The sequence below is a fragment of the Streptomyces sp. NPDC053076 genome, assembly GCF_044546845.1.
In the GTDB taxonomy this organism is placed as follows: Bacteria; Actinomycetota; Actinomycetes; order Streptomycetales; family Streptomycetaceae; genus Streptomyces.
This window is the reverse complement of the sequence record NZ_JBITZL010000002.1, coordinates 399,943-425,260: the sequence shown is the minus strand read 5'-3', so window position 1 is coordinate 425,260 and position 25,318 is coordinate 399,943. Positions and strand designations below refer to the sequence as shown.

The following is a 25,318-nucleotide window of genomic DNA, read 5'->3' as shown; positions in this document are numbered from 1 at the left end:
CTCCGGCATGCGGTTCGGAATCCTCGGCGAGACTCGGGCATGGCACGGCGACGGCGGCGAGGTCCCGTTGGGCGGACCGGCCCGACGGGCTCTGCTGGCCCTGCTGTTGGTGCGCCCCGGAGATGTCGTCTCGACGGACCGGCTGGCTGACGAGATCGACCCCACCGGGGCGCTTTCGGCGCATTCGCTGCAGTCCCAGGTGTCCAGGCTCCGTACCGCACTGGGCGCCGGGGCGGCGATCGAACGCGCCGGCGCGGGGTACCGGATCGTGGTCGATCCGGACGATGTGGACACCTCCCGGTTCGAGCGCTTGGCCGGCGAGGGCCGTGCGGCGCTCGCCGGCGGCGACGCCGGACGGGCGGTCGTGCTGCTGCGCGAGGCGCTGGAGCTGTGGCGGGGACCGGCGCTGGCCGACCTGCCCGAGAGCGAGACGGCCCGGGCCGTCGCCGTGCGGCTGGAAGAACGTCGGCTCGGGGCACTCGAAGACCGCATCGAAGCGGGGCTACGGCTCGGTGAGCACAGGACGGTCGTACCTGAGCTGCGCGAACTGGTCGGCTGTCATCCACTCCGTGAACGGCTGGCGGGGTTGCTGATGCGGGCGCTGTTCGCCGAGGGCGGGCAGGCCGAGGCGCTGGTGGTGTTCGAAGAGACCCGGCGGCATCTGGCCGACGAGCTGGGCGTCGATCCCTCGGCCGAACTGACGGCGCTGCACCGGGAGCTGCTGAGCATCGATCCGACGGCGTCGCCCGCCGCTCCGCCCGCCCAACTGACGAATTTCGTGGGGCGCGCCGATGAGGTGAGTGAGGTCGCCGAGGCGTTGCGGGTGGCTCGGCTGGTCACCCTCCTCGGGCCGGGCGGCGTCGGCAAGACCCGGCTGTCCGTCGAGGTCGCGGGTGTCGGGGGCGCTGCCGGCCAGGTGTGCTTCGTGGAGCTGGCACCGCTGCGCGACGGCGCCGGCCTGCCGCATGCCCTGCTGGGCGCGCTCGGCCTGCGGGAGAACGGGCTCCAGATGGACGGCGGCGCGAAGGCGCCGGTCGATCGTCTGATCGCGGCGCTGTCCGACCAAGTGCTGCTGCTCGTCCTGGACAACTGCGAGCACCTTGTCGACGACATCGCGAGGCTGGCGGCGCGGCTGCTGGCGACCTGCCCGCGGCTGCGTGTGCTGGCGACGAGCCGGGAGCCGCTCGGCATCATCGGCGAGCACCTCTACCCCGTACGGCCGCTCGACGAGGACGCGGCCGTACGACTGTTCACCGAGCGGGCCGGTGCCGTGCGGCGCGGCTTCACCGCCGACTCCGCGGTCGTGCGGCGGATCTGCGCGGCGCTGGACGACCTGCCGCTGGCCATCGAGCTCGCGGCGGCACGGTCACGCACCCTGGACATCGACGACCTGGCGGAGCGACTGGACGACCTCCTCGCCGTCGGCGCCCGCGGCAACCGCACGGCGGACGAGCGGCACCGCACGCTGCGCTCGGTGGTCGCATGGAGCTGGGACCTGCTCTCCGCGCCCGAGCAGCGGGCCGCGCGGCGGTTCACCGTCTTCGCCGGGGGCGCGACGGCCCAGTCCGCGGTCCGGGTGTGCGGCACCGACGCTGAGACGCTGGAGGCTCTGGCCGACAAGTCGCTGCTGGAGGTCGCGGGCGGCCGCTACCGGATGCTGGAGACGATCCGCGCGTACGGTGCCGAACGGCTCGACGCGGCGGGCGAACGCGAGTCCGTGCGGCGCGCCCACGCCCAGCGCCTGGTGGAGCTCGTGCGGTTGGCCGACCCGCATCTGCGGCGGGCCGAGCAGCTGGAGTGGCTGCCCGTGGTCGCCGCCGAGCACGATGACCTTCTGGCGGCGCTGCGCTGGGCAGTCGAGCAGCCGGCAGTACAGACGGCCTTCGAGCTGCTCGCCGCGGCGTTCAACTACCTGTGGATCCGGGGTGCGTCCGCGTCAGTCGCGCCGCTGGCGATCGCACTGCTCGCATCGGTGGGCGAGGCGGTCCCCGACGGGCTCGGCGAGGAGTACGCGACGTGCGTACTGCTCGCCGGAGCGGCGTCGGCCACGGGCGAAGCCGGGGGGCAGGTGTGGCAACGGCACCGTGCGACGGCCGGCAAGGCGCTGATGGCCGCGTGGCCCGGCGACCGCTCGGGCCGCTATCCGGTCGTCCTGCTGCTGTGGATGATGCGGAACGCAGGCGGACCGGACCCGCAGGGTGCGTACGCGCTCGTCTCGTCCCAGCGCGACTGTCCCGAGCCGTGGGCGCGGGCCGCCGCCCACTATGTGGCGGGGTTCGGGCACCTCGGCCGGCGGGATCCCGCCGCGGCCGAAGACGCCTTCAGCCAGGCGCTGGAGGGATTCCGTTCGCTCGGTGACCGCTGGGGCATGGCGCTGGCCCTCGACACGCTGGCCGGCGTGGCCGGCGCGCGCCGTGACCGGAGGCGGGCGATCGCGCTGACCGACGAGGCCCTGGTGCTCACCGAACAACTCGGCGCCCTGGAGGACAGCGCCGACCTGCTGGTCAACCGGGGCGATCACCTCGCCGGGGACGACGCGGCGGGGGCACGTACCGCCTATGCGGACGCCGCCGCGCTCGCCCGCCGCGCCGGCAGCTCCACCTACCTGGCGGCTGCGCTCCGCGGGCTCGGCGACATCGCTCTGGAGGCGGGCGACCTGGCAGAGGCGGAACGGCTCTACGGCGAGGCGCTGGAGCGGATCGATCCGCACTGGATCAAAGGCCTGGGGCCCCGGGTGCGCGCGCTCATCGGCCTCGGTCGCGTCGCGGCGGCCCGGAGCCACCACACGGAGGCGCGCAAGCACTACCGGCAAGCCGCCGAGGTCGCCGACACGGCCGGGGCGCACGCCCCGGAGGTGCTGCGCATGCTGGGGTTGCCCGAGAAGGCCGTGGAATCCGTCCTCGAGGCCGTGGCCGCGGACCGGTGAGGCGGATCGTTCCTCCGCGGGGAGCGGGCGAGCCCGGTGAGCCCACGGTGAGCCCGCGGTGAGCGCTCCCGTGGAGAGTCTGAGGCATGACGGACCTCAAGGTACTGATCTCCGGCGCCTCCGTCGCCGGCCCCGCGCTCGCCTACTGGCTCCATCGGCATGGTTTCCAGGCCACCATCGTGGAGCGCGCCCCCGCGCTCCGCGACGGCGGCTACGCCGTCGACTTCCGCGGCGAGGCCCACCTGACGGTCCTGCGCCGCATGGGCATCCTGGCCGACCTCGAGCGCGTCCGGACGGGCATGGGATCGATGTCCTACGTCAACAGGGCGGGCAAGCCGCAGGCCGAGCTGCCCGCGGACATGTTCGCCGGGGACATCGAGATCCTCCGGGGCGACCTGGCCCGGATCCTGTACGACGCCACCAGGGAGCGTACCGAGTACGTCTTCGGCGACTCCATCACTTCGCTCACCGAGGACGCCCATGGCGTGACCGTGTCCTTCGAGCACGGTGCGGCGCGCCGGTTCGACCTGGTGGTCGGCGCCGACGGGCTGCACTCCGGCACCCGCCGCCTGGCGTTCGGTCCGGAGGAACGCTTCGTGAAGCACCTGGGCGTGCACTGCGCGGTCTTCACCACCGCCAATCACCTCGGGCTCGACCGCACCGGGCACGCCTACCGCACCGCGGGCAGGCTCGTCGCGCTCCACAGCGCCCGCCACAACACCGAGGCCAGGGCCGTCTTCTACTTCGCCGCGCCGCAGCTGGATGTGGACCGCCGTGACGTGGCGCGGCAACAGGCAGTCCTCGCCGAGACCTTCGCCGGGAACGGCTGGGAGAGCGACAGGCTGCTGCAGGACATGCGGTACGCGCCCGATTTCTACTTCGACTCGGTCGGCCAGGTCCATATGGACACCTGGTCCCGCGGCCGGGTCGCCCTGATCGGCGACGCCGCCTACTGCCCGTCCTCCCTGTCGGGCATGGGGTCGGGCCTCGCTCTGGTCGGCGCGTACGTCCTCGCGGGCGAGCTGGCCGCCGCGCGCGGTGACCACCGCGTCGCGTTCGGGCGGTACGAGGAGGAAATGCGCGAGTATGCGCTGGGCTGTCAGAAGATGGGGGACGGGGTCGCCAAGCTGATGGTCCCGGGAAGCCGCGCCATGGCCACGCTCCTCAACCGCTATTACAAGATCATGCCTTACCTGCCGGGCAAGAACATGGCCTCCAAGATCGCCCGCAAGGCCGCTGAGAACATCACGCTCCGCGAGTACCCGGCATGTGCCCGGCGTTGAGCGCGCGACTCGGAGGTGGATCCGAGCAGGGCGGCGCCGGTCGCGCCGGCGACCTCGCCCTGAACGGCGGCTCCTGAAAGGCGCGAGGTGGTGGCTCGGCCGGACGCCGCGCACCGGCGGCATCACCGACGGGGTACGGCAGTCATCACCTCCCGCTCACCGTGTGCTCGGCCTGTCGGACCGTCATCACTTGATGGTGGTGTCGCCGAGGGCCTCCAGCACTCGGCGGAGGCCCTCGGCGGTCCTGTCGACCAGGTCGCGGTCCACGTCGGCGAGCAGCTGTGCGTAGTTCGCCAGATGATCGGCGAAGGCGGCCCGGGTGATCTCGTGTCCGTGTTCGGTGAGGCGGATCTTGATGGTGCGCCGGTCGCCGCCATCCCGTACCCGCTCGACCAGGCCCTTGGCCTCCATCTTGTCGATGCGGTTGGTGATCGCACCGGAGGTCACCATGGATGCCTTGAGGAAGGCCCCGGCGGTGAGAGTGTAGGGCGGCCCCGAGCGCTGCAGCGTGGTGAGCACGTCGAACTCGCCATGCTCCACGCCGTGTGCGGCGGCCGCGGCCCTTGCGGACTTGTCGACCACCCGGGCCAGCCGCTGGATCCGCCCGAAGAGCTGCACCGGCCAGAGATCCTCCACCACGTCGGGGCGCTCCTCAGCCCACTGACCGATGATCGTGTCCACGACATCGCTCATACCGTCACTCCCCTCAAGGGACATCTTCTCAACGTTAAGACACTTGACGTTGAGAGTATCGAACTGCTTTTATCTTAACGTTGAGATTATCAAGGTTGAACGACAGGAGCGCCCCGATGTCCGAACTCGCTCTCCACCCCACCGCCCAGGACCTCCTCTTCCGCCAAGCCCGCACCGCCAACACCTTCACCGCCGAGCCGGTGACCGAGGACCAGGTCCAGGCGATCTACGACCTGGTCAAGTACGCCCCTACCGCCTACAACCAGTCGCCGCTGCGGGTGGTCCTGGTCCGCTCCGGCGAGGCCCGCAAGCGGCTCGTCGACCGCATGGACGAGGGAAACCGGCGCAAGACCGAGTCCGCGCCGCTGATCGCGATCCTCGCCGCCGACAACGAGTTCCATGAGGAGCTCCCCGCGCTGCTCCCGCACTTCCCACAGGCCAAGGACCTCTTGTTCGCCGACCGTCCGGTCCGCGAGGAGTCCGCGCTGCTCAACGCGACGCTGCAGGCGGCGTACTTCATCCTCGGCGTGCGGGCGGCGGGGCTGGCCGCGGGGCCGATGACCGGCTTCGACTTCCCTGGTGTGCAGAAGGAGTTCCTGGACGACGACCACACGCCGCTGATGGTCGTGAACATCGGCCGCCCCGGAGCGGACGCCTGGTTCCCGCGCTCGCCGCGGCTCGCCTACCACGAGGTCGTCACCACGGTCTGAGCTGCCCGAGCAGCTTGGCCCGCCGGAACCGCCCACCTGTCTTCCCAGAGCCCTCCCCGCCGACTCGCTCACATCCCGGAGCCTGCCATGTCTCTGCTTGCCCGCCCCCGCCCCGCCGCGCAGGCGCCGGCCCCCGCCACTCCGGCTTCGCGCCATGTCCCTGCCGCATGGCTGGCATTGCTGGCCACCCCGGTCGCCGCGAGCGCCAACAGCCCGGTTCTGATCCTGCCCGACATGGCTGGCTCGCTCGGCATCCCTACGGCCACGGCGACCTGGCTCGTCACGGTCTTCGCCTGGGCCATGGCCGTCGGCACCCCGCTGATGGCGGCCCTGCTGCGCCGCCGCGGCCTGGGCGACACGCTCCGGCTGAGCGCGGCCCTGATCGTGGTCGGCACCGCGGTCGTCGCCGTGGCGCCCTGGCTGCCGCTGGCCATGGCAGGCCGGGCGGCCCAGGCGGTGGGCGGCGCGGGCCTGGTCACCGCGGCGATGAGCCTGGCGGGCTCAGTCCGCCGAATGGGGGTGATCACGGCGGGCTTCGGGACGCTGGGCGCGATCGGGCCCCTGCTCGGCTCGGCGATCGCGGACACCGCCTCCTGGCGGGCGTCCCTCGCCGTCGGGGCGGTCGCCCTCCTGGCCCTGCCGGCGGTCATGCGCCGCGCCGACCTGTCCGCACCCGAGCAGAGCACCCCCTTCGACGGCCGGGGCGCTGCCCTGCTGGTTCTGACGGCGACGGCCCTCGTATTCATCACGCGCCACCCGCTCCCGGCGGTGGCCGCCTCCCTGCTGACGACCGCGCTACTGGCCCTGCACATCCGGTCACCCCACGGGCTTCGTCCCCGCCGCACTGCTGCGAACCCGAGCCTTCACCCTCTCCGCCCTACTCGCCTGCACCTTCGCGACCTCGTACTTCACGCTGCTCTTCACCATCCCGCAGTTGCTGCGCGACCGTACCGACTGGTCGACCTCCACGATCGGCACCGGCCAACTGGTCGCCCTCCTCGCGGGCTCCGTGCTCTCCACGGTGCTGGCCGCGGTCTCGGCCCGCCTGGGCCGCCCACGCGTCCTGACGATCCTGCTCACGGTCGGAGCGCTGGCCCCGCTCACCGCCGTGCTGACCCCTTGGGCGCCGCTGCTCCTGCTGGTCGCGACGCTGGCCGTCTTCACGACGAGCGCGGGCCAGGCCACGCTCGCGGTATACGCCACCCAGGCCGCGCCGACCACTCAACGTCCCACCGCGATAGGCCTGTTCAACCTCTGCTACCAGCTGGGCGGTGCCTTCGGCCCGGCGATCGCAGCCATGATCACGCTCGGCGCCTGACACGCCCCGAGTCGGTCCCATCCCACTCTCACACTCAGGAGCACCCTCATGAACGAGGAAACACCCACCATGCCCGCGACCACGACCCCGCTCGAGGCGGTGCTGACCCGCCACGCAGATGCCGAGACCTGCGCCGACCCGAGCAGCGTGATGACCCTGCTGGCCGACTCGGACGGCACCGCAGGCGGCTGCACGAGCTACCGCTCCACCTTCGCGAAGGGTGCGATAGGGGCACCTGCCCACTTCCACACCCGGGCATCGGAGCTCTTCTTCGTCATCAGCGGCGCCCTCCAGGTCCTGGTGGGCGAGGAAGTCACCGTGCTCGAGGCGGGCGACTTCCTCTCCGTACCGCCGCACACCCCGCACGCCTTCGCGGCCGCCCCGGGCCGCGAAGCGGATGTCCTGTTCGTCTTCACCCCCGGTATGGGCAGGTTCGACTACCTGCGCCTGCTCGGCCGGGTGATGCGCGGCGAGGCGGACCCGAAGGAGATCGCCGAGTCCTCGGAACGCTTCGACAACCACTACGTCGACAGCCCGGTCTGGCGCGCCGCCCTGGAGCGTTCCGCGTGATCGACTCCACGACCCGGATCCGGGTGGCCAGGCCCTCACGGGACCTCGCTGGGACAAGGACGGCGTGACCGTCGCCGACCCCGACGGGTACCTGCTCGTCCTGTGCTCACGCAACTGGACCATCTGAACCCGCGGCCACCCAGCGGCCCGGCGGACTTGCCCGCCTGCACCAGGACGCCTGACGGTAGCCGTCCGGTGCAGGCGGGCTGTCGCCGCCCAAGCCATCGACTCGACACGGGGAGAAAGCCCTGCCAACTCCGAAGGCCAGGCGCCCCGTTGCGCGGCCACCAAGAAGGTAATGGGGAGGCCGGGCGGGGTGGGCCGCAGGCGGGCGGTGAGGGTGGACGCCGGTGTCAGGCCGCGGGGCGGCCCACAGGTGTTGACCTACGCTTGTTGGCATGCCGGCCAGCACCGAGAACCAGCCCGCGGCCCCGTCCCCGTCCCGCCGCTCCGACGCCACCCGCACCGCCATCCTCGCCGCCGCCCGCGAGCGCTTCGCCTCCGACGGCTACGAGCGGGCCACCATCCGGGCCATCGCCAGGGACGCGCGGATCGACCCGTCCATGGTGATGCGGTACTTCGGCAGCAAGGAGGGGCTCTTCGCCGCGGCCGTCGCGCTCGACCCGCGGCTGCCGGACCTGGCGCGCGTGCCGCGGGACGAGGTCGGCCGCGCGCTGGTGGACCACTTCCTCGGCCTGTGGGAGGAGAACGAACAGCTGACGGCCGTCCTCCGGGTCGGCGCCACCAACGAGGCCGGGGCCGAGCGGATGCGGCGCGTCTTCCAGGAACAGCTGCTGCCGGTGGCCCGGCAGGTGTGCCCCGATCCCGAGCAGGCGCCCGCCCGGGCCGCGCTGTGTGCCGCGCAGCTGCTGGGGCTGGCCCTCACCCGCTTCGTGCTGCGGCTGCCGCCGGCCCGGGCGCTCGCGCGGGAGGAGCTGGTGGCCTGGCTGGGCCCGACGGTGCAGCGGTATCTGACCGCGCCGAACCCCTGACCGGCCGGGCGGACGAAAACGCCGGGGGCGCCGGTCTCACCCGGGTACGCGCGCGTGCGTACCGACGGGAGGACGGGCGCCCCCGGCGATCGAACCAGTGGGTCCGGTCAGGCCTTGGCCCGGGCGTCGGACTTCACGTTGATGTTGGAGGAGGTGGTGTCCTTCTTGGCCCGCGACTTGTCCAGCGCCATGACCAGCCCGGCGATCACCACGAACAGCACGACCGGGAGAAAGACGTAGAGGCCCAGCGTCTGGATGACGCTCAGGCCCTTGCCTGGGTCGTCACCGTCGTCGCGGGCCAGCGCGAGCGCGGGGGACGACATGAGCAGCATCATCAGCGTCGTACCGGCAGCCAGGGCGCCGGCGCGCAGGGCGTTCTTCTTGTCCACGGAATCAAGTTAGCGAACCGCAGTCGGGCCCGCGCGCTCGGGGTGCCTTACCGGGGCAGGGCGCGCCCGCGCCGGTCGGCGGAACACCTGCGCCCGTGGCGCCTCACCCGGGCAGGGCGCTCACTCCGGTCGGCGGAACATCTGCGCCCCTGGTACCTCACCCGGGCAGGGCGCGCCTGCGCCGGTCGGCGGAACGCCTGCGCCCCTCGCGCCTCACCCTGGCAAGGCGCTCACTCCGGTCGGCGGAAGACCTCCAGCAGGCCCCGCAGCCGGGGCGAGGCCACCAGGTCCTCCAGCGGCACCGGCCGGCCCTCGCGGTCCGCGATCGGCAGCCGCCAGTTCGGGTACTGGTCCCAGGTGCCCGGCAGGTTCTGCGGACGGCGGTCGCCGGTGCCGTCCGGGAGCCAGACGCCGATCAGCCGGGCGGGAGTGCGCAGCAGGAAGCGGTGGACGGCGCGGATCTCCTCCTCCTCGTCGGAACCGGGCGGTCCGGCCGCCGGGCTGTCCAGCAGGCCGAGGCTGCCCAGCAGGGCGAGCCACTCGGCGGCGTCGGCGGTGGCCTCGGCGCGTTCCTCTGCCGCCGAACGGGTGAGCAGGCCGAGGCGGTCGCGCAGGTCCACGTGGTCGCCGGTGAGCCGGGCGGCGGTGGGCGGCAGGTCGTGGGTGGTGGCCGTGGCCAGGCAGTCGGCGCGCCAGCGCTCGGGGGGCAGCGGGTGGCCGTCGCCCTCCCAGTCGCGCTCGAACCAGAGCACGGAGGTGCCGAGCACCCCGCGCCGCTGGAGTGCCTCGCGCACGCCCGGCTCGACGGTGCCCAGGTCCTCGCCGATCACGACCGCCCCGGCGCGGGCGGCCTCCAGGGTGAGGATCGCGAGCATGGCGTCGGCGTCGTAGCGGACGTAGGTGCCCTCGGTGGGTGGGCGGCCCTGGGGAACCCACCAGAGCCGGAACAGGCCCATGACGTGGTCGATGCGCAGGGCGCCGGCGTAGCGGAAGAGGGCGCGCAGGAGGTCGCGGTAGGGGGCGTGGCCGGTGGCGGCGAGCCGGTCGGGGCGCCAGGGCGGCAGCCCCCAGTCCTGGCCGCGTGCGTTGAAGGCGTCCGGTGGGGCGCCGACGGACATGCCGGCGGCGAACACGTCCTGCTGGGCCCAGGCGTCGGCGCCGGCCGGGTGCACGCCGACGGCGAGGTCGTGCACGATCCCGACGGGCATGCCGGCCTCGCGGGCGGCGCGCTGGGCGGCCCGGAGCTGGCCGTCGGTGAGCCAGGCGAGGCGGGCGTGGAAGGAGACCCGGTCGGCGAGTTCGGTGCGGGCGCGGGCGGTGGCGGCGGAGCGGGGGTCGCGCAGCCCGTCCGGCCAGCGGTGCCAGTCGGAACCGTGGACCTCGGCGAGGGCGCACCAGGTGGCGTGGTCGTCGAGGGCCTGGCCGTGGGCGGCGCGGAAGGCGTCGTAGGCGGCCTGCCGGCCGGGGCCCAGGGGGGTGGCCAGGACCAGCTCCAGCGCCTCCCGCTTCAGTTCCCACACGGCGTCGCGGTCGATGAGGGCGCCCTTGTCGAGGACGTCGGCGCGCAGCCGGGCGGCCCGCTCCAGCAGCCCGCTCAGTCGCGCGCGGTCCTCGGCGTAGGCGAACTCGGGGATGTCCTCGACGCGCAGGTGGACGGGGTCGGGGAAGCGGCGGGAGGAGGGACGGTAGGGGGAGGGGTCGGTGGGGGCGCCGGGTACGGCCGCGTGCAGCGGGTTGACCTGGACGAATCCGGCGCCGGCGGTGTGTCCTGCCCAGCCGGCCAGCTCGGCGAGGTCGGCGAGGTCGCCCATGCCCCAGGAGCGGTGGGAGAGCAGCGAGTACAGCTGGACGAGGAGGCCGTGGGAGCGGCCGGGCGGGGCGGGCAGCCGGTCCGGGGCGACGACGAGGCACGCCTGGCCGGTCCGCCCGTCGGGGGCGGTGGCGGTCAGCCGGTGGACGCCGAGCGGGAGGTCCGCGGCCTCGTCCCGGATCTCTCCGTGTTCCGTCTCGACGCTCAGCCGGGTGCCGGCGGGCAGGGCGGTGAGGGCGGCGGGCGGTTCGGCGCCGGCCCACTGGACCACGGTGGGCGGCAGCAGGCGCTCGCGCAGTTCGCGTTCCCGGGCGGTGAGGGCGGCGCGTACGGCGGCCGGGCCGGTCGCGTCGACGCCGAGGGCGGCGAGGGCGGCGGTGACGGCGCAGGCGGGGACCTGGACGGTACGGTCCGGGGCCGGGCGGTAGGCGGTGGCGACCCCGTGCAGCTCGGCGAGCCGGGCGAGGTCCGAGGAGTGCGTGCCGGGGGGCTCGTCGGGCGCCGCGGTCATCTACAGCCCCGGTGCGAAGGAGACCGGGACCGGGTCGGGCTCGCTGGTCAGCGGTGCGGCCTCGGCGAGCGGGGGCTCGCTGGTCAGCGGCTCGGCGTCGGGCAGCGGCGGCTCACTGGTCAGCGGCGCCTGGGTGCAGGCGCTCTCGGCGCTGAAGACGCACAGCGGCGCCGCGTCGGTCCGGGCCGCGGGGTCCGCCGCGCGTTCGCGCCGGGCGGCTTCGTACTGGGCCGGTTTGTACCGGGCGGGTTTGTACTGGGGCGGGATCGAGACAGGTGCCGGTGCGGCCACGGGGCCTCCTTGTCGGTGCGCCGGACGATGCTCCGGCTTCGGACGGTCAACGGCAGCCCTACCCCGTGAGCCCCGAGCCACGCGCGGCAAAACGCGGGGCGGGGTGATCCGGCGCCTGCCCGGCGGTGGCTGCCGGCGCCCTCCGCGGCCCGCGGCGCCTCGTGCCACCGCCCGCGTCGGGCTTGACCGGTACACCGTCCACGGCGCCCCTGACCGGTTCCGGTGCGCGCGGTGCGGGGCCCGCCCGGGGGAGGCTCCGGTGCCGGACCCGGGGCGGGCCGGGCGCCGGAGGGGCACGGGGTTTCGGCCCGGCCCCCGCGCGCACCGGTGCCTGCCCGACGGCGGCGGGCACCTCCGCACACGAACGAGCCCGGACCGACTAGGCGGAGATGCCGTCGATCCGGGCCATGGCATCATCCGCGCCGTACGGTTGCAGGTACGGCAGCCAGCGTGGATCCCGATGCCCGGTCCCGATGATGCGCCAGGCCAGCCCGGAGGGCGGGGCCGGTTTGTGGCGCAGCCGCCAGCCCAGCTCGACGAGGTGGCGGTCGGCCTTGACGTGGTTGCAGCGGCGACAGGAGGCCACCACGTTGTCCCAGCGGTGTTGTCCCCCGCGGCTGCGCGGGATGACGTGGTCGACGCTGGTTGCGACGCCACCGCAGTACATGCACCGGCCCCCGTCCCGGGCGAACAGCGCCCGGCGGGTAAGAGGAACGGGCCCCCGATAGGGAACCCGGACGAATCGCTTGAGCCGGACCACGCTGGGTGCGGGGACTGTGACGGTTGCGCTGTGCAGATAGGCGCCGGATTCCTCGAGGGAGACAGCCTTGTTCTCCAGGACGAGGACGAGCGCGCGGCGGAGCGGTACGACGCCGAGCGGCTCGTACGACGCGTTGAGGACCAGGACATGCGGCACGGGTGCCTCCTTGGGCGTCGGCGGCGCGTGGCTTGCGCCGGGACGATCTGCAGTCAGTCTCCCCTCATGCCTGGTGGAAGCGCCACCATGTCCCGGTAACGGGCTGGGAGTGTTTTCGACCACACCTGATTCATCCCCCGGACCGCGGCCTGTTCAAGCCCGCGTGAGCCGTGTCTCTCCTTCCCGCCTCCTGTGCCGATCGGCCCGAGGCACACACGATGCCCCGTTAGTGTGGTTGTCCTGTCCGTCCGGTGACCTTTTCGTGACCTTGACCGCACGCCGGTACGGACCGCGCAGCACCTTGGAGGTACCTGCCGTGTCGTCCCTGCCCGCCGTCCTGCTGGCCGCCGGTGCGTCGCCGTCCCCGTCGCCGTCCCCCTCGGGGTCCACGGCCCCGGCCGTGCCGTCGCTCCAGGACGCCCAGGAGAGCGCGACGAACGCGGCGAGCTGGGTCGAGCGGAACTGGTCGACGTGGCTCGCGATGGGTCTGCAGATCCTGCTGATCGTGGTCGTGGCGGTGGCGCTCCGGGCGGCGGTGCGACGGGCGATCAGCAAGCTGATCGACCGGATGGGCCGCGCCCCGCAGACCTCGGAAGGCGGTGCGCTGGGCGGGCTGCTGGTCAATGCCGAACGGCGTCGGCAGCGCTCGGCGGCGATCGGCTCGGTGCTGCGCTCGGTGGCGAGCTTCCTCATCCTCGGCACGGCCGCGCTGATGGTGCTGGGCACCTTCAAGATCAACCTTGCGCCGTTGCTGGCGTCGGCCGGTGTCGCGGGCGTGGCGATCGGTTTCGGCGCGCGGAACCTGGTCACGGACTTCCTGTCCGGCGTTTTCATGATCCTGGAGGACCAGTACGGCGTCGGTGACGTGATCGACGCGGGTGTGGCCTCCGGCGAGGTGATCGAGGTCGGGCTGCGTGTGACCAAGCTGCGCGGCGACAGCGGTGAGATCTGGTACGTCCGCAACGGCGAGGTCAAGCGGATCGGGAACCTGTCGCAGGGCTGGGCGACGGCCGGGGTCGACGTGACCGTGAAGGCGAGCGAGGACCCGGACAAGGTCAAGGCCACGCTGGACGAGGTCGCCGAGAAGATGACCAAGGAAGAGCCCTGGAACGAGCTGCTGTGGAGCCCCATCGAGGTGCTCGGCCTCGACTCGGTGCTGATCGACTCCATGGTGGTGCGGGTGTCGGCCAGGACGATGCCCGGCAAGTCGGTGACGGTGGAGCGGGAGCTGCGCTGGCGGATCAAGCGGGCGTTCGACGCGGCGAGCATCCGCATCGTGGGCGGCGCGACGGCGGTCGAGGACGTGGAGGACACCCCGGACGCGACGGCGACGGTGGCGGCCCCGTCGGTGTACTCCAACGCGGACTCCCCGCAGGCGGCGGCGACGGCACCGATCGCCCCCCAGCGGTCGACGCCTCCGGCGAAGTAGCCGAACGGTTCAGCACGCTCGTTCACCCGCGCCGCCGTCGGCATCCCCCTCCGCGCCCGCGTCTGCAGCGCCGCCTGGCGTCCGCGCACGCCGTCTCCCCCGCCTCGTCGTCCGGCACAGCGCCACGACCGCGCTCGCCCTGCGCAGCCCCCGCCTGCGGACCGGACAAGCCGACAAGCGCACAAGGGGGGCGGCAAACTGCGCATGCAGGCGCTCTGACCAGCGAAGACCACCTCCGTGACGCACGCGTGACGCGGCCCTGACGCGGCTCGGGCCACAGATCGTCCACACAGGAACCCCGCGTTCCGTCCACATCCGCTGATCCTTTAGGGTCACCACCACAACGGGCCCTTGTTCTGGAGCGCCATGCCGCCCAGGGGCCCGTCTCGAATGTGGGGAAGCATGCGAAAGCTCGCCATGGGTACCGCCCTGTCCGGTGCCCTCGCCCTGGCCGGCCTGGCCGCGCCCGCCGCCTCGGCGGCCGGTACGCCGGACCTCAAGTTCTCCGGCGTGACCGTGAACCACGGCAAGCCGGTCGTGGTGGGCACCACCGAGGCGGTGACCGTACCGGTCTCGTACACCCTGACCCGGCCCAAGAACCTGGTCATCGACCAGAAGAAGACCGTGCAGGCGGTGATGCTGTACCTCGGCACCCTGAAGTCGATGGACAACGACCTGAGCCCGGACACGCCACCCGTCTGCGAGGCGACCGCCACGACCGGCACGACGGTCACCGAGAACTGCACCGAGAAGATCCTCGCCGATCCGGGCATGTCTCTGTACGAGGCCGCCGACGCCGCCACCTGGAAGGCGGCGGGCATCTACGTGCACAGCGACGAGACCGTCTCGGACGACTACCTGCACAGCGAGAACGACATGACGGCCTGGGGCGGCCTCGCCTCGGTGAAGGTGCTGCGCGCCACCCGGCTGACCACCGACGCAGCCCCGGAGCCCGTGGTGAAGGGCGGGACGCTGACCGTCAAGGGCAAGCTGACGCGCGCGAACTGGACGGCCGGCAAGTACACCGGTTACCAGGGGCAGAAGGTCGTCCTCCAGTTCAAGGCGGACGGCGGCTCGTACACGAACCTCAAGACGATCACCTCCGGCACCGGGGGCGCCCTGTCCACCACCGTGAAGGCGACCCGGAGCGGCGGCTACCGCTTCGTCTTCGCCGGTACGGCCTCCACGGCCGCGAAGACGTCCGTCGGCGACCACGTGACGGTCAAGTAGTCCGCGGCGGTCGCGCAGTCCCGTGACGGTCGCGTAGTCCATGGCGGTCGCGTAGTCCGTGACGGTCGCGTAGTCCGTGGCAGTCGCGTAGTCGCCGAGGGCCACCCGTGCCCCGCCACCGACGCCCCCGAGGTAACGACTCTGTTGCCTCGGGGGCGTTGTCTATTGACGCCCCCTTCGTCCTCGGCTTACGTTCCTCCCACCCAAATAGGAAACTTTCCTAACAGTGATCTTCGGGCGGCCGGTGATCAAGACTGGACGTCGCGCCGAGGTCACTGAAAAGCTGGGCGGCTGGAAAGGCAGGTGTCGACCCCATGGCAGGAACCGCCGGTACGCCGGGCACCCCGCGCGTCCTGCGCGCCATGAACGACCGCGCCGCCCTGGACCTGCTGCTGGAGCACGGGCCGCTGTCACGCACCCGGATCGGCAAGCTCACCGGCCTGTCCAAGCCCACCGCCTCGCAGCTGCTGGCCCGCCTGGAGGCGGCCGGACTCGTGCGGGTCACCGGCACCAGCGAGGGCCGGCCGGGCCCCAACGCCCAGCTGTACGCGGTCAATCCCGGTGCCGCGTACGCCGCCGGACTCGATGTCACCCCGGACCGCATCCGCGCCGCGGTCGCCGACGTGACCGGCCGCACGGTCGGCGAGCACGAGCTGCCCACCCCCGGCCGGCGACCGGCGCAACCGGTCGCCCAGCAGGTCACCGACGCCCTCGACGGCGCCGTCAAGGCCGCCGGGCTCGCCCGGTCCGACGTGCACCGGCTGGTCATCGGCACACCCGGTGCCTTCGACCCCAACACCGGGCGGCTGCGTTACGCCTCCCACCTGCCCGGCTGGCACTCCCCCACGCTGCTCGACGAACTCGCGGCGGCGCTGCCGATGCCGGTGGAGTACGAGAACGACGTCAACCTCGTCGCCATCGCCGAACAGCGGCTCGGCGCTGCCCGCGGCCACGCGGACTTCGTGCTGCTGTGGAACGAGGAGGGCCTCGGCGCCGCCCTGGTCCTCGGCGGCCGGCTGCACCGCGGCTGGACCGGCGGGGCCGGCGAGGTCGGTTTCCTGCCGGTGCCGGGCACCCCGCTGGTGCGGCAGGTCACCAAGGCCAACAGCGGCGGCTACCAGGAACTCGCGGGCTCCCAGGCCGTACCGAAGCTGGCCCGGGAACTCGGCATCGCGGACGTCCCCGCGGGACCGCACACCGATGCCGCCGCCGAACTCGTGGCCCGCGCCGCCGACCACGCGGGCGGCCCCCACCGGGAACTGCTCCAGGCGTACGCCACCCGGCTGGCCACCGGTCTCGCCTCGCTCGTCTCCGTCCTCGACCCCGAACTCGTCGTCCTCAGCGGCTCCGCCCTGACGGCCGGTGGCGAGGTGCTGCGCGCCCTCGTCCAGGCCGAGCTGGAGGAGCTGGCCGCGGCCCGGCCCCGGCTGGTCGTCGGCGACGTCCGCGAACACCCCGTGCTGCGCGGCGCACTGGAGTCCGCGCTCGCCGCCACCCGCGACGAGGTCTTCGACACCTCACGCTGAACCCCGCGCACCCCGGCAGCACCTTCTCTTCCGTCCACCCGTCCCTGGGAGACCTCGCCATGCCCGAAGTCATACCGTCGATCGCCCGAAAAACGGCTTTTGCCCTGACCGCGTCGCTGGCCCTGCTCACCACCGCCTGTACCGGCCAGTCCGGCTCCGGCGCCTCGGACGACCCGTCGAAGGACACGACGATCAACTTCTGGCACGCCTGGAGCGCGCCGAACGAGGTGAAGGCGGTCAAATCGCTGGTCGCCGGCTTCGAACAGGCCCACCCCCACATCCACGTGAACGTCGTCGGCAACATGACCGACGACAAGATCAACCAGGCGCTGCGCGCCGGCGGCGACAAGGCCCCGGACGTGATCTCGTCCTTCACCACCAACAACGTGGGCAGGTTCTGTTCCTCGGGCGCGCTGGTGGATCTGAACCCGTTCTTCAAGAGGTCGGACATCGACCCGGAGAAGACGTTCCCGAAGCCGATGAACGAGTACACCCGGTTCGACGGGAACCGCTGCGCGGTGCCGCTGCTGGGCGACGCGTACGGCCTCTACTACAACAAGACGGCGTTCGCCGAGGCCGGTATCAAGACCCCGCCGAAGACCTGGTCCGCATTCGAGGCGGACGCCAAGAAGCTGACCATCACCCGGGGCGACGGCTACCAGCAGCTCGGGTTCATGCCGAACTATCACGGCTGGGAGTCCACGACCGAGCACTACTTCGGGCAGTTCTCGCCGACCTACTTCGACCAGGACGGCAAGTCGAACATCGCCAAGGACCCCGCGTTCGAAAAGGGCTTCACCCTCCAGAAGAAGCTCGTGGACGAACTCGGCGGATTCCAGAAGCTGGAGAGGTTCCGGGCCACGCTGGGCGACGAGTGGGGCGCCAGGCACCCGTTCCACACCGGTCAGGTCGCCATGCAGCTCGACGGCGAGTGGCGGCTCGGAATGGCCGAGGAGGCCAAGCCGGAGTTCGAGATCGGCGTGGCCCCGCTGCCCGTCCCGGACGACCAGGCCGACCAGTACGGCAAGGGCTACATCACCGGCACCATCGCGGGCATCGCCGCCACCAGTCACAAGCAGAACGCGGCCTGGGAGCTGGTGAAGTACATGACGACGGACACGGACGCGGTGGTCGGCTTCGCCAACGACATCCACAACGTGCCCTCCACGTTCGCCGCGCTGAAGTCCCCGAAGCTGAAGTACGACCCGCGGTTCAAGACCTTCCTCGACATCGCCGGCAACCCGAACTCCACCAGCACGCCCGCCTCGGTCAACGGCGGTGTGTACCTGGTGACGATCCAGCAGTTCGGCTACGACTACGAGAGCGGCAAGGCCACCGACCTGAAGGCCGGGCTGAAGAAGACGGCCGCGCAGATCGACACGGACATCGCGCAGGCGCAGTGATGAGCACCGTCACCCTCGCGTCGAAACGCCGGCGCTCGGCCCTCGTCACCCTCGCCTTCATGTCACCGTGGCTGATCGGCTTCGCGGTCTTCTTCGCCTACCCGCTGATCTCCACGGCCTACTTCTCCTTCATGCACTACGACGGCTTCCGGCCGCCGCGGTGGAGCGGCGGGAAGAACTGGACGTACGTCTTCGAGCACTACCCGCTGTTCTGGCCCGCCCTGCGCAACACGCTGTGGCTGGTCGTCGTGGTGGTGACCCTCCGGGTGCTCTTCGGGCTCGGCATCGGCCTGCTCATCACCAGGATCAAGACGGGGACGGGCGTCTTCCGCACCCTGTTCTACCTGCCGTACCTCGCCCCGCCGGTCGCCGCGACCATGGCCTTCGCCTTCCTGCTCAACCCCGGTACGGGCCCGGTCGACTCCCTTCTGGAGAAGGTCGGTGTCCCCGCACCGGGCTGGTTCACCGACCCCGCCTGGTCCAAGCCGGCCCTGACCCTGCTCTTCCTGTGGGGCGTCGGCGACCTGATGGTCATCTTCATGGCCGCGCTGCTCGACGTACCGGCGGAGCAGTACGAGGCGGCCGAGCTGGACGGCGCGTCCGCGTGGCAGCGTTTCCGCTACGTCACGCTGCCGAACATCTCCCCCATCGTGATGTTCGCCGTGGTCACCGGCGTGATCCAGACCATGCAGTGCTACACGCAGCCGCTGGTCGCGGGGAAGGTCGCCTCCGGTGTGATCCAGGGCGCGGGCACCCAGTTCGAGCCCGGCTACCCCGACAAGTCCACACTCACCCTCCCCCAGCTCGTCTACAACCTCGGCTTCCAGCGCTTCGACTACGGCTCGGCCTGCGTGGTGGCGCTGGTGCTGTTCGCCCTGTCGATGGCGTTCACCGCGCTGCTGATGCGGCGCCGGGGCGGCCTGATCCAGGCAGGTGACTGACCATGACCCAAGTACTGCGGCAGCCGGTGAAACCGGCGCCGCTCGTCTCCGGGGCCGAACGCACCGCCCGCCGCAAGGCGGTGCTGGAGTGGATCGCGGTCCACTCGCTCGGTGTCGCCGCCGCGCTGTTCTTCACGCTGCCGTTCGTGTTCGTGTTCCTGACCTCGCTGATGAGCGACAGCCAGGCCCTGAGCCGGGACCTGATCCCGCACACCTGGGAGTGGGGCAACTACCGGAAGGTCTTCGACACGCCCGGCTTCCTCACCTGGTGGAAGAACACGCTGCTCTACGCCGGGCTGGGCACCGTCCTGACCGTGGTGTCCTCGCTCCCGGTGGCGTACGCGCTCGCCAAGTTCCGCTTCCGGGGCCGCAATCTGTCGCTCATGCTGGTGATCTCGATGATGATGCTGCCGCCGCAGGTGGTCGTCATCCCGATGTACCTGTTCTGGGCGAAGCAGCTGGACCTGTCGGGCACCCTGTGGCCGCTGATCGTCCCGATGGCGTTCGGGGACGCGTTCTCCGTCTTCCTGCTGCGCCAGTTCCTGATGACGATCCCGAACGAGTACCTGGACGCGGCGAAGGTGGACGGCTGCGGCGACCTCAGGACCCTGCTGCGGGTGGTCCTGCCGATGGCGAAGCCGGGCATCGCCGCCGTGGCCCTCTTCCAGTTCTTCTCCGCCTGGAACGACTACTTCGGCCCGCAGATCTACGCCTCGGAGAACCCCGGCGCCTGGACCCTGTCCTACGGCCTGGAGTCCTTCAAGGGCGCCCACCACACCGACTGGAACCTGACCATGGCAGCGACGGTGCTGGTCATGGCCCCCGTGATCCTCGTGTTCTTCTTCGCCCAGAAGGCGTTCGTCGAGGGCGTCACGCTCACCGGAGTGAAGGGTTGAACCTCGTATGAAACTCACCGTGGTCGGCGGAGGCTCGACCTACACCCCCGAACTCATCGACGGTTTCGCGCGCCTCAGGGACACCCTGCCCATCGAGGAACTCGTCCTCGTGGACCCGGCCGCCGAACGCCTGGCACTGGTGGGCCCACTGGCCCGCCGCATCTTCGCCAAGCAGGGCCACGCCGGCCGGATCGTCACCACCGACGACCTGGACGCGGGTGTCGACGGCGCCGACGCCGTCCTGCTCCAGCTGCGCGTCGGCGGCCAGGCGGCCCGCGAGCAGGACGAGACCTGGCCGCTGGAGTGCGGCTGTATCGGCCAGGAGACCACCGGCGCGGGCGGCCTGGCCAAGGCCCTGCGCACCGTCCCGGTCGTCCTCGACATCGCCGAACGGGTCCGCCGTGCCAACCCGCGGGCGTGGATCATCGACTTCACCAACCCGGTCGGCATCGTCACCCGTGCCCTGCTCCAGGCCGGGCACCGGGCGGTCGGCCTGTGCAACGTGGCGATCGGCTTCCAGCGGAAGTTCGCGGCCCTGCTGGGCGCGGCACCGGCCGATGTGCATCTGGCCCATGTGGGCCTGAACCACCTCACCTGGGAAACAGGTGTGCGACTGGGGGGCCCGGAAGGCGAGAACGTCCTGCCGAAGCTCCTGGCCGAGCACGGCGAGGCCATCGCCGACGACGTCCGTCTGCCCCGCCCCCTGCTGGACCGCCTGGGCGTGATCCCCTCCTACTACCTGCGCTACTACTACGCGCACGACGAGGTCGTCCGCGAACTGCGCTCCAAGCCGTCCCGGGCCGCGGAGGTGGCCGCCATGGAGCGGGAACTGCTGGCGATGTACGGCGACCCGGCCCTGGACGAGAAGCCGGCGCTGCTCGCCAAGCGCGGCGGCGCCTTCTACTCGGAGGCGGCCGTCGACCTGGCGGCGGCGCTGCTCGGCGGCGGAGGAAGCCCGTACCAGGTGGTGAACACGCTCAACAGGGGCACGCTGCCCTTCCTCCCGGACGACGCGGTGATCGAGGTGCAGGCGGCGGTCGGCCCGCAGGGACCGGTCCCGCTGCCGGTGCCGGAGCTGGACCCCCTCTTCGCGGGCCTGATCGCGAACGTGACGGCGTACGAGGACCTGGCGCTGGAGGCGGCCCTGCGCGGCGGCCGGGACCGCGTCTTCCGCGCGCTGCTCTCGCACCCCCTGATCGGCCAGTACGCGTACGCCGACACCCTCACCGACCGGCTCGTCGCACACAACCGGGAGCACCTGGCGTGGGCCTGACCGCACAGCCGCCGACGGTTCTCGCCATCGACGCGGGCAACAGCAAGACCGACGTGGCCGTCGTCACCGCCGCCGGCGAGGTCCTGGCCACGGCCCGTGGCGGCGGCTTCCGGCCGCCCGCGGTGGGGGTGCCGGCGGCGCTGGACGCGCTGGCCGAACCGGTCGCGCGCGCCTTCGCGGACGCGGGTGTGCCGTCCGTCTCCCATGTGTCGGCCTGCCTGGCCAACGCCGACCTCCCGGTGGAGGAGCAGCAGCTGGCGGAAGCCCTGCACGCGCGCGCGTGGGGGACGTCGGTGGAGGTCCGCAACGACACCTTCGCGATCCTGCGCGCGGGCGTCGCCGAGCCGCGCGGTGTGGCGGTGGTGTGCGGGGCGGGCATCAACTGCGTGGGCATGCGCCCCGACGGCCGTACCGCCCGCTTCCCGGCCATCGGCCGTATCTCCGGTGACTGGGGCGGCGGCTGGGGCCTGGCCGAGGAGGCCCTGTGGCACGCGGCCCGCGCGGAGGACGGCCGCGGTGAACCCACCTCCCTCGTCCGCACCCTCCCCGCGTACTTCGGCCTGCCGACCATGTACGCGCTCATCGAGGCCCTGCACCTGCAGCACATCGGCCACGACCGGCGGCACGAGCTGGCCCCCGTCCTCTTCGCCACGGCGGCGGACGGTGACCGGGTGGCCCGCACGCTCGTCACCCGGCTCGCGGAGGAGGTCACGGTGATGGCCACGGTCGCCCTCAGCCGCCTGGACCTCCTCACCGAGGAGACCCCGGTGCTGCTGGGCGGCGGGGTCCTCACGGGCGGCCACGCCCAGCTGAACGACACCGTCCGCGACCTCCTGGCCGTCCGCGCCCCCAAGGCCACCGCGCGCATCGTCACGGCGAGCCCGGTCCTGGGCGCGGCCCTGCTGGGCCTGGACCGGCTGGGGGCGGGGCCCAAGGCCCAGGAGCGGGCGCGAGGGCACTGGGAGCCGGACCGACCCGAGTCGTCGCCGGAGGGGAGCCGGGCAACAATGTGACCTGAAGGGCGGGCCCGTCCTCGGGAGGCACCATGAGCACATCGGCCGAGCCAAGGGTGTCCGGCCTTGAGGTCCGGTCCATCGACTACGTCCCGCTGGACGAGCGGCACGGGAAACTGTGGCATCTGGGTCCGCTGTGGTTCATGTCCAACGCCCAGATCGCCACCCTGGCGGTGGGGCTGGTCAGCATCACCGAGGGCGGCAACCTCGTCTGGTCTCTGCTGGCCATCGTCTCCGGCACCGTGATCGGCACGTTCTTCATGGCGTTCCACTCGGCCCAGGGCCCCCAGCTGGGCCTGCCGCAGATGATCCAGTCGCGGCCGCAGTTCGGCTACGTCGGCGCCCTGCTGGTGTGGCTCTTCGCCTATGTGCAGTACGCGGGGTTCAACGTCTTCAACAGCAGCCTCGCCGCCGAGGCCCTGCACACCACGGTGCACGGGGGCGTCAAGCTGTGGGTGGTGGTGGTCACCGTGGTGGCGCTGGCCGTCGCGCTGGTGGGCTACGACGTCATCCACAAGGCCGAGCGGTTCCTGACGTACCTCTTCCTGGTGATCTTCGGGATCTTCACCGTGGGCGTCCTGGTCACCCTGCACTACCCCGCGGGCTCCTTCGACCTGGGCGCCTTCAAGTGGACGCCTTTCCTCGCCCAGTTCGGCGTGGTCGCGGGCTACCAGATCAGCTGGGCCATCTACGTCTCGGACTACTCCCGCTACCTCCCGCCGGACGTGACCGTCCGCAAGACCTTCTACTGGACCTACTTCGGCTCCGCGCTCGGCGGGGTCTGGCTGATGGTGCTCGGGACGCTGCTGGCCGCCTGGGCCGGCAAGGACTTCGACACGATCCCGTCGATCGACAACGCGGGTGACAAGGTGTTCAGCGGGTTCGGCGCGATCGTGCTGCTGTTCTCGGCACTGGGCCTGGTGTCGGTGACCGCGCTGAACATGTACGGCGGGTCGCTGACCCTCATCAGCGCCATCGACTCCTTCAGACGGGTCCGGCCGACGCTCGCCGTACGACTGGTCACCCTCGCGTTCACCGCCGCGCTCTCGCTCGTCGGCGCGCTGGCCGCGACGTCGAACTTCCTGGAGAACTTCGAGAACTTCCTGCTGCTGGTGCTCTACCTGTTCATCCCGTGGACCGCGGTGAACCTCATGGACTACTACGTGGTGCGCCGCGGGCACTACGCCATCGCCGAGATCTTCAACCCGAACGGCATCTACGGGCGGTGGGGCTGGCACGGCATCATCGCGTACCTCGTCGGCTTCGCCGTCATGGTCCCCTTCTTCTCCGTCGGGACCCTGTACGTCGGTCCCGCCGCCGAGGCGCTCGGCGGAGCCGACATCTCCCTGTTCATCGGGCTGCCGGTCTCCGCCCTGCTGTACTGGTGGCTGACCCGGTCGATCGACGTGGCGGCCGAGACCCGCCTGGCCGAGGCGGAGGCGGCGGAACTGGAGCAGGCCGCCCACGAACACCGGGAACCCTGAGCGGCGGCGGGCACCGGGCGCCCCGGGCGGCACCCGGCACCCGGCACCCGGCACCCGGCACCCGGCACCCGGCACCCGCGGGGAACCGAACAAACGCACCCGGCGTATTCATGAGCGGCGCACGCTGCGATCCGATCAAGATCCAGTGAAGGCCGGTGCGGATTGCCGGCCCGGGCGGCGATACTTGGCGGCGAACAGATGACCATGGGGGAGGTCGAGTGACACACCCGCCGAAGAGCAGCGCGCCGCCGCCGACCGTATTCGCCGGCCTCCCCGGATCCACCGGCGTCCCCGGTACGCCCGGCGCCCCCGGTACGCCCGGCGCCCCCGGTACACCCGGCGTTCCCGCCCAGCCCGGGCGGCCCGGCACCGCCGTCGCGGCCGTGCCGCCGCCCGCGCGCCGGACCGCCTTCGCCGAGGGTGCCGAGCGAGTGCGGGCCGCCGCGACGACCGAGCCGGGGCGGCTGCGGATCATCGGTGCGGTGCTGGCCCTGGTGGTCGTCGCCTTCGGGGCGGTCACCGCCTGGCAGACCAGTGCGCGCTCGGCCGCCGCCGACGACGTGCTGCGCCGCAGCCAGCCGCTCAGCTCCGGGGCGGCCGGCATCTACCGGTCGCTGGCCGACGCCAACACCGCCGCCTCCAGCGGCTTCCTGGCGGGCGGCCAGGAGAACGCGGGCTCCCGCGACCGGTACGAGAAGGACATCCGGACCGCCGCCGCCGGGCTCGTCACCGCCGCCGCCAACGCCGAGCCCGGATCGGCCTCCGAGGCGACCATCGCCAGGCTGAACCGGCTGCTGCCCGAGTACAAGGGCCTCATCGAGCGGGCCCGGACGTACAACCGGCAGGGCTATCCGGTGGGCGGCGCCTATCTGCGGTACGCCAACGAGAAGATGCAGAAGGAGATGCTCCCGGCGGCGGAGACGCTCTACACCACGGAGAACCGCCGGCTCGACGCCGACTACGGGGACGCGAGACCGTACCCCTGGACGGCGATCACGCTCGGCCTGCTCGCCCTCGCCGTGCTCGGCCTGGCCCAGCACCGGATGTACCGGCGCACCAACCGCGTCCTCAACCACGGCCTGGTCGCCGCCTCCGCCGCGACCACCGTCGCCCTGCTGTGGCTGGTCGTCGGACACGCGGTCGCCCGGTCCGGGCTCGACGGCTCCTACGACCACGGGATCCGCTCGCTCAACGTGCTGCACGACGCCCGCATCGCCTCCCTGAAGGCACGCGGGAACGAGAACCTGAGCCTGGTGGCGCGCGGCGCGGAGACCATCACGGTCGACGGCAAGCCGTACGACGCCTACTACTACGCCTTCGACAAGGACATGACCGTGCTCGGCGCAGGGCTGTCCGAGGCCGCGAAGCTCGCCGACGACCAGGGGGGCACCACACCGGTCGAGGCGGCCCAGGGGAACATGGCGGTGTGGAAGCAGCGCCACGCCTCGGCCCGGGCCGAGGACGAGAACGGCAACTACCAGCAGGCCCTGGACAAGGTGATCGGCGCCAAGGGCGCGACCGGCGAGTGCTTCGACAGCGTCGACCGCAATCTCGCCCGGGCCATCGACCACGAGCAGGCCGAGTTCCGGCAGGCGGCCACCGACGGACGCGACGCCATGACCGGCCTGCCGGTGGGCGCCGCCGTCCTCGCGGTGCTGGCAGCGGCCGGCGCCGTCGCCGGCATCGGACGCAGACTTTCGGAGTACCGGTGACA

Annotated in this window: 21 protein-coding genes and 1 pseudogene; 17 read left to right on the top strand and 5 right to left on the bottom strand. The window is 72.1% G+C overall.

The window, feature by feature from the left end; translation table 11 throughout:
* The first annotated feature begins 7 nt into the window (after positions 1-7).
* Together ACIGYR_RS09190 and ACIGYR_RS09185 are read left to right on the top strand one after the other, a co-directional pair.
* Positions 8-2,926: a BTAD domain-containing putative transcriptional regulator gene (locus ACIGYR_RS09190; protein ID WP_399596082.1), complete on the top strand. Its 2,919-nt coding sequence runs from the start codon at positions 8-10 to the stop codon at positions 2,924-2,926.
* Between the two features lie 86 nt (positions 2,927-3,012).
* On the top strand, positions 3,013-4,209 hold the full coding sequence (locus tag ACIGYR_RS09185; protein WP_399596084.1) for an FAD-dependent monooxygenase: 1,197 nt from the start codon (positions 3,013-3,015) through the stop codon (positions 4,207-4,209).
* 186 nt (positions 4,210-4,395) lie between these two features.
* On the opposite strand, the gene ACIGYR_RS09180 is transcribed toward ACIGYR_RS09185, so the two are convergent.
* Positions 4,396-4,902 carry a MarR family winged helix-turn-helix transcriptional regulator gene (locus tag ACIGYR_RS09180; protein WP_399596087.1) on the bottom strand — a complete coding sequence of 169 codons (507 nt, stop codon included), beginning with the start codon at positions 4,900-4,902 and terminating at the stop codon, positions 4,396-4,398.
* Positions 4,903-5,018: 116 nt separating this feature from the next.
* Between ACIGYR_RS09180 and ACIGYR_RS09175 the strand changes: the two genes are divergently transcribed.
* The 5 genes and pseudogenes from ACIGYR_RS09175 (at position 5,019) to ACIGYR_RS09155 (ending at position 8,492) form a co-directional block, all read left to right on the top strand.
* Positions 5,019-5,612, top strand: a complete 594-nt coding sequence (locus ACIGYR_RS09175; protein ID WP_399596089.1) for a malonic semialdehyde reductase — start codon at positions 5,019-5,021, stop codon at positions 5,610-5,612.
* An 87-nt stretch (positions 5,613-5,699) separates the two neighbouring features.
* A pseudogene (locus tag ACIGYR_RS09170) lies at positions 5,700-6,344 on the top strand (MFS transporter); the annotation flags it as partial.
* Positions 6,345-6,546: 202 nt separating this feature from the next.
* Positions 6,547-6,930 (top strand): MFS transporter, encoded by a 384-nt coding sequence (locus tag ACIGYR_RS09165; protein ID WP_399596091.1) that lies wholly within the window; start codon positions 6,547-6,549, stop codon positions 6,928-6,930.
* 48 nt (positions 6,931-6,978) lie between these two features.
* Positions 6,979-7,500: a cupin domain-containing protein gene (locus tag ACIGYR_RS09160; RefSeq protein WP_391845503.1), complete on the top strand. Its 522-nt coding sequence runs from the start codon at positions 6,979-6,981 to the stop codon at positions 7,498-7,500.
* A 398-nt stretch (positions 7,501-7,898) separates the two neighbouring features.
* Entirely contained in the window at positions 7,899-8,492 is a 594-nt protein-coding gene (locus ACIGYR_RS09155; RefSeq protein WP_399596094.1) for a TetR family transcriptional regulator, read from the top strand.
* A gap of 107 nt (positions 8,493-8,599) precedes the next feature.
* On the opposite strand, the gene ACIGYR_RS09150 is transcribed toward ACIGYR_RS09155, so the two are convergent.
* The 4 genes from ACIGYR_RS09150 to ACIGYR_RS09135 form a co-directional block, all read right to left on the bottom strand.
* Positions 8,600-8,881, bottom strand: a complete 282-nt coding sequence (locus ACIGYR_RS09150; RefSeq protein ID WP_391845500.1) for a hypothetical protein — start codon at positions 8,879-8,881, stop codon at positions 8,600-8,602.
* A gap of 230 nt (positions 8,882-9,111) precedes the next feature.
* On the bottom strand, positions 9,112-11,202 hold the full coding sequence (malQ, locus tag ACIGYR_RS09145) for a 4-alpha-glucanotransferase (RefSeq protein ID WP_399596096.1): 2,091 nt from the start codon (positions 11,200-11,202) through the stop codon (positions 9,112-9,114).
* Positions 11,203-11,493: a hypothetical protein gene (locus ACIGYR_RS09140; protein WP_399596098.1), complete on the bottom strand. Its 291-nt coding sequence runs from the start codon at positions 11,491-11,493 to the stop codon at positions 11,203-11,205.
* A gap of 379 nt (positions 11,494-11,872) precedes the next feature.
* Positions 11,873-12,409: an HNH endonuclease gene (locus tag ACIGYR_RS09135; protein WP_391845494.1), complete on the bottom strand. Its 537-nt coding sequence runs from the start codon at positions 12,407-12,409 to the stop codon at positions 11,873-11,875.
* 316 nt (positions 12,410-12,725) lie between these two features.
* Between ACIGYR_RS09135 and ACIGYR_RS09130 the strand changes: the two genes are divergently transcribed.
* The 10 genes from ACIGYR_RS09130 (at position 12,726) to ACIGYR_RS09085 (ending at position 25,316) form a co-directional block, all read left to right on the top strand.
* Positions 12,726-13,838, top strand: coding sequence for a mechanosensitive ion channel family protein (locus ACIGYR_RS09130; protein WP_391845492.1), 1,113 nt, complete (start codon positions 12,726-12,728; stop codon positions 13,836-13,838).
* A 402-nt stretch (positions 13,839-14,240) separates the two neighbouring features.
* A complete protein-coding gene (locus ACIGYR_RS09125) occupies positions 14,241-15,068 on the top strand; it encodes a hypothetical protein (RefSeq protein ID WP_399596101.1) in 828 nt (275 codons plus the stop codon).
* A gap of 314 nt (positions 15,069-15,382) precedes the next feature.
* Positions 15,383-16,594, top strand: a complete 1,212-nt coding sequence (locus tag ACIGYR_RS09120; protein WP_399596103.1) for an ROK family protein — start codon at positions 15,383-15,385, stop codon at positions 16,592-16,594.
* A gap of 59 nt (positions 16,595-16,653) precedes the next feature.
* Positions 16,654-17,997 carry an ABC transporter substrate-binding protein gene (locus tag ACIGYR_RS09115; RefSeq protein ID WP_399596105.1) on the top strand — a complete coding sequence of 448 codons (1,344 nt, stop codon included), beginning with the start codon at positions 16,654-16,656 and terminating at the stop codon, positions 17,995-17,997.
* Complete coding sequence (locus ACIGYR_RS09110) at positions 17,997-18,938, top strand: carbohydrate ABC transporter permease (protein ID WP_391845484.1); 942 nt, start codon at positions 17,997-17,999, stop codon at positions 18,936-18,938. The genes ACIGYR_RS09115 and ACIGYR_RS09110 overlap by 1 nt, the downstream gene beginning before the upstream one ends.
* A 2-nt stretch (positions 18,939-18,940) precedes the next feature.
* Complete coding sequence (locus ACIGYR_RS09105; RefSeq protein WP_391845482.1) at positions 18,941-19,834, top strand: carbohydrate ABC transporter permease; 894 nt, start codon at positions 18,941-18,943, stop codon at positions 19,832-19,834.
* A gap of 7 nt (positions 19,835-19,841) precedes the next feature.
* Entirely contained in the window at positions 19,842-21,107 is a 1,266-nt protein-coding gene (locus tag ACIGYR_RS09100; RefSeq protein WP_399596108.1) for a 6-phospho-beta-glucosidase, read from the top strand.
* The gene (locus ACIGYR_RS09095) at positions 21,098-22,120 is read left to right on the top strand and encodes an N-acetylglucosamine kinase (protein WP_399596110.1); all 1,023 of its coding nucleotides are present in this window, start codon (positions 21,098-21,100) and stop codon (positions 22,118-22,120) included. The genes ACIGYR_RS09100 and ACIGYR_RS09095 overlap by 10 nt, the downstream gene beginning before the upstream one ends.
* A 32-nt stretch (positions 22,121-22,152) precedes the next feature.
* Positions 22,153-23,604, top strand: a complete 1,452-nt coding sequence (locus ACIGYR_RS09090) for a purine-cytosine permease family protein (protein ID WP_399596112.1) — start codon at positions 22,153-22,155, stop codon at positions 23,602-23,604.
* Between the two features lie 218 nt (positions 23,605-23,822).
* The gene (locus tag ACIGYR_RS09085) at positions 23,823-25,316 is read left to right on the top strand and encodes a hypothetical protein (protein WP_399596114.1); all 1,494 of its coding nucleotides are present in this window, start codon (positions 23,823-23,825) and stop codon (positions 25,314-25,316) included.
* Positions 25,317-25,318 lie beyond the last annotated feature (2 nt).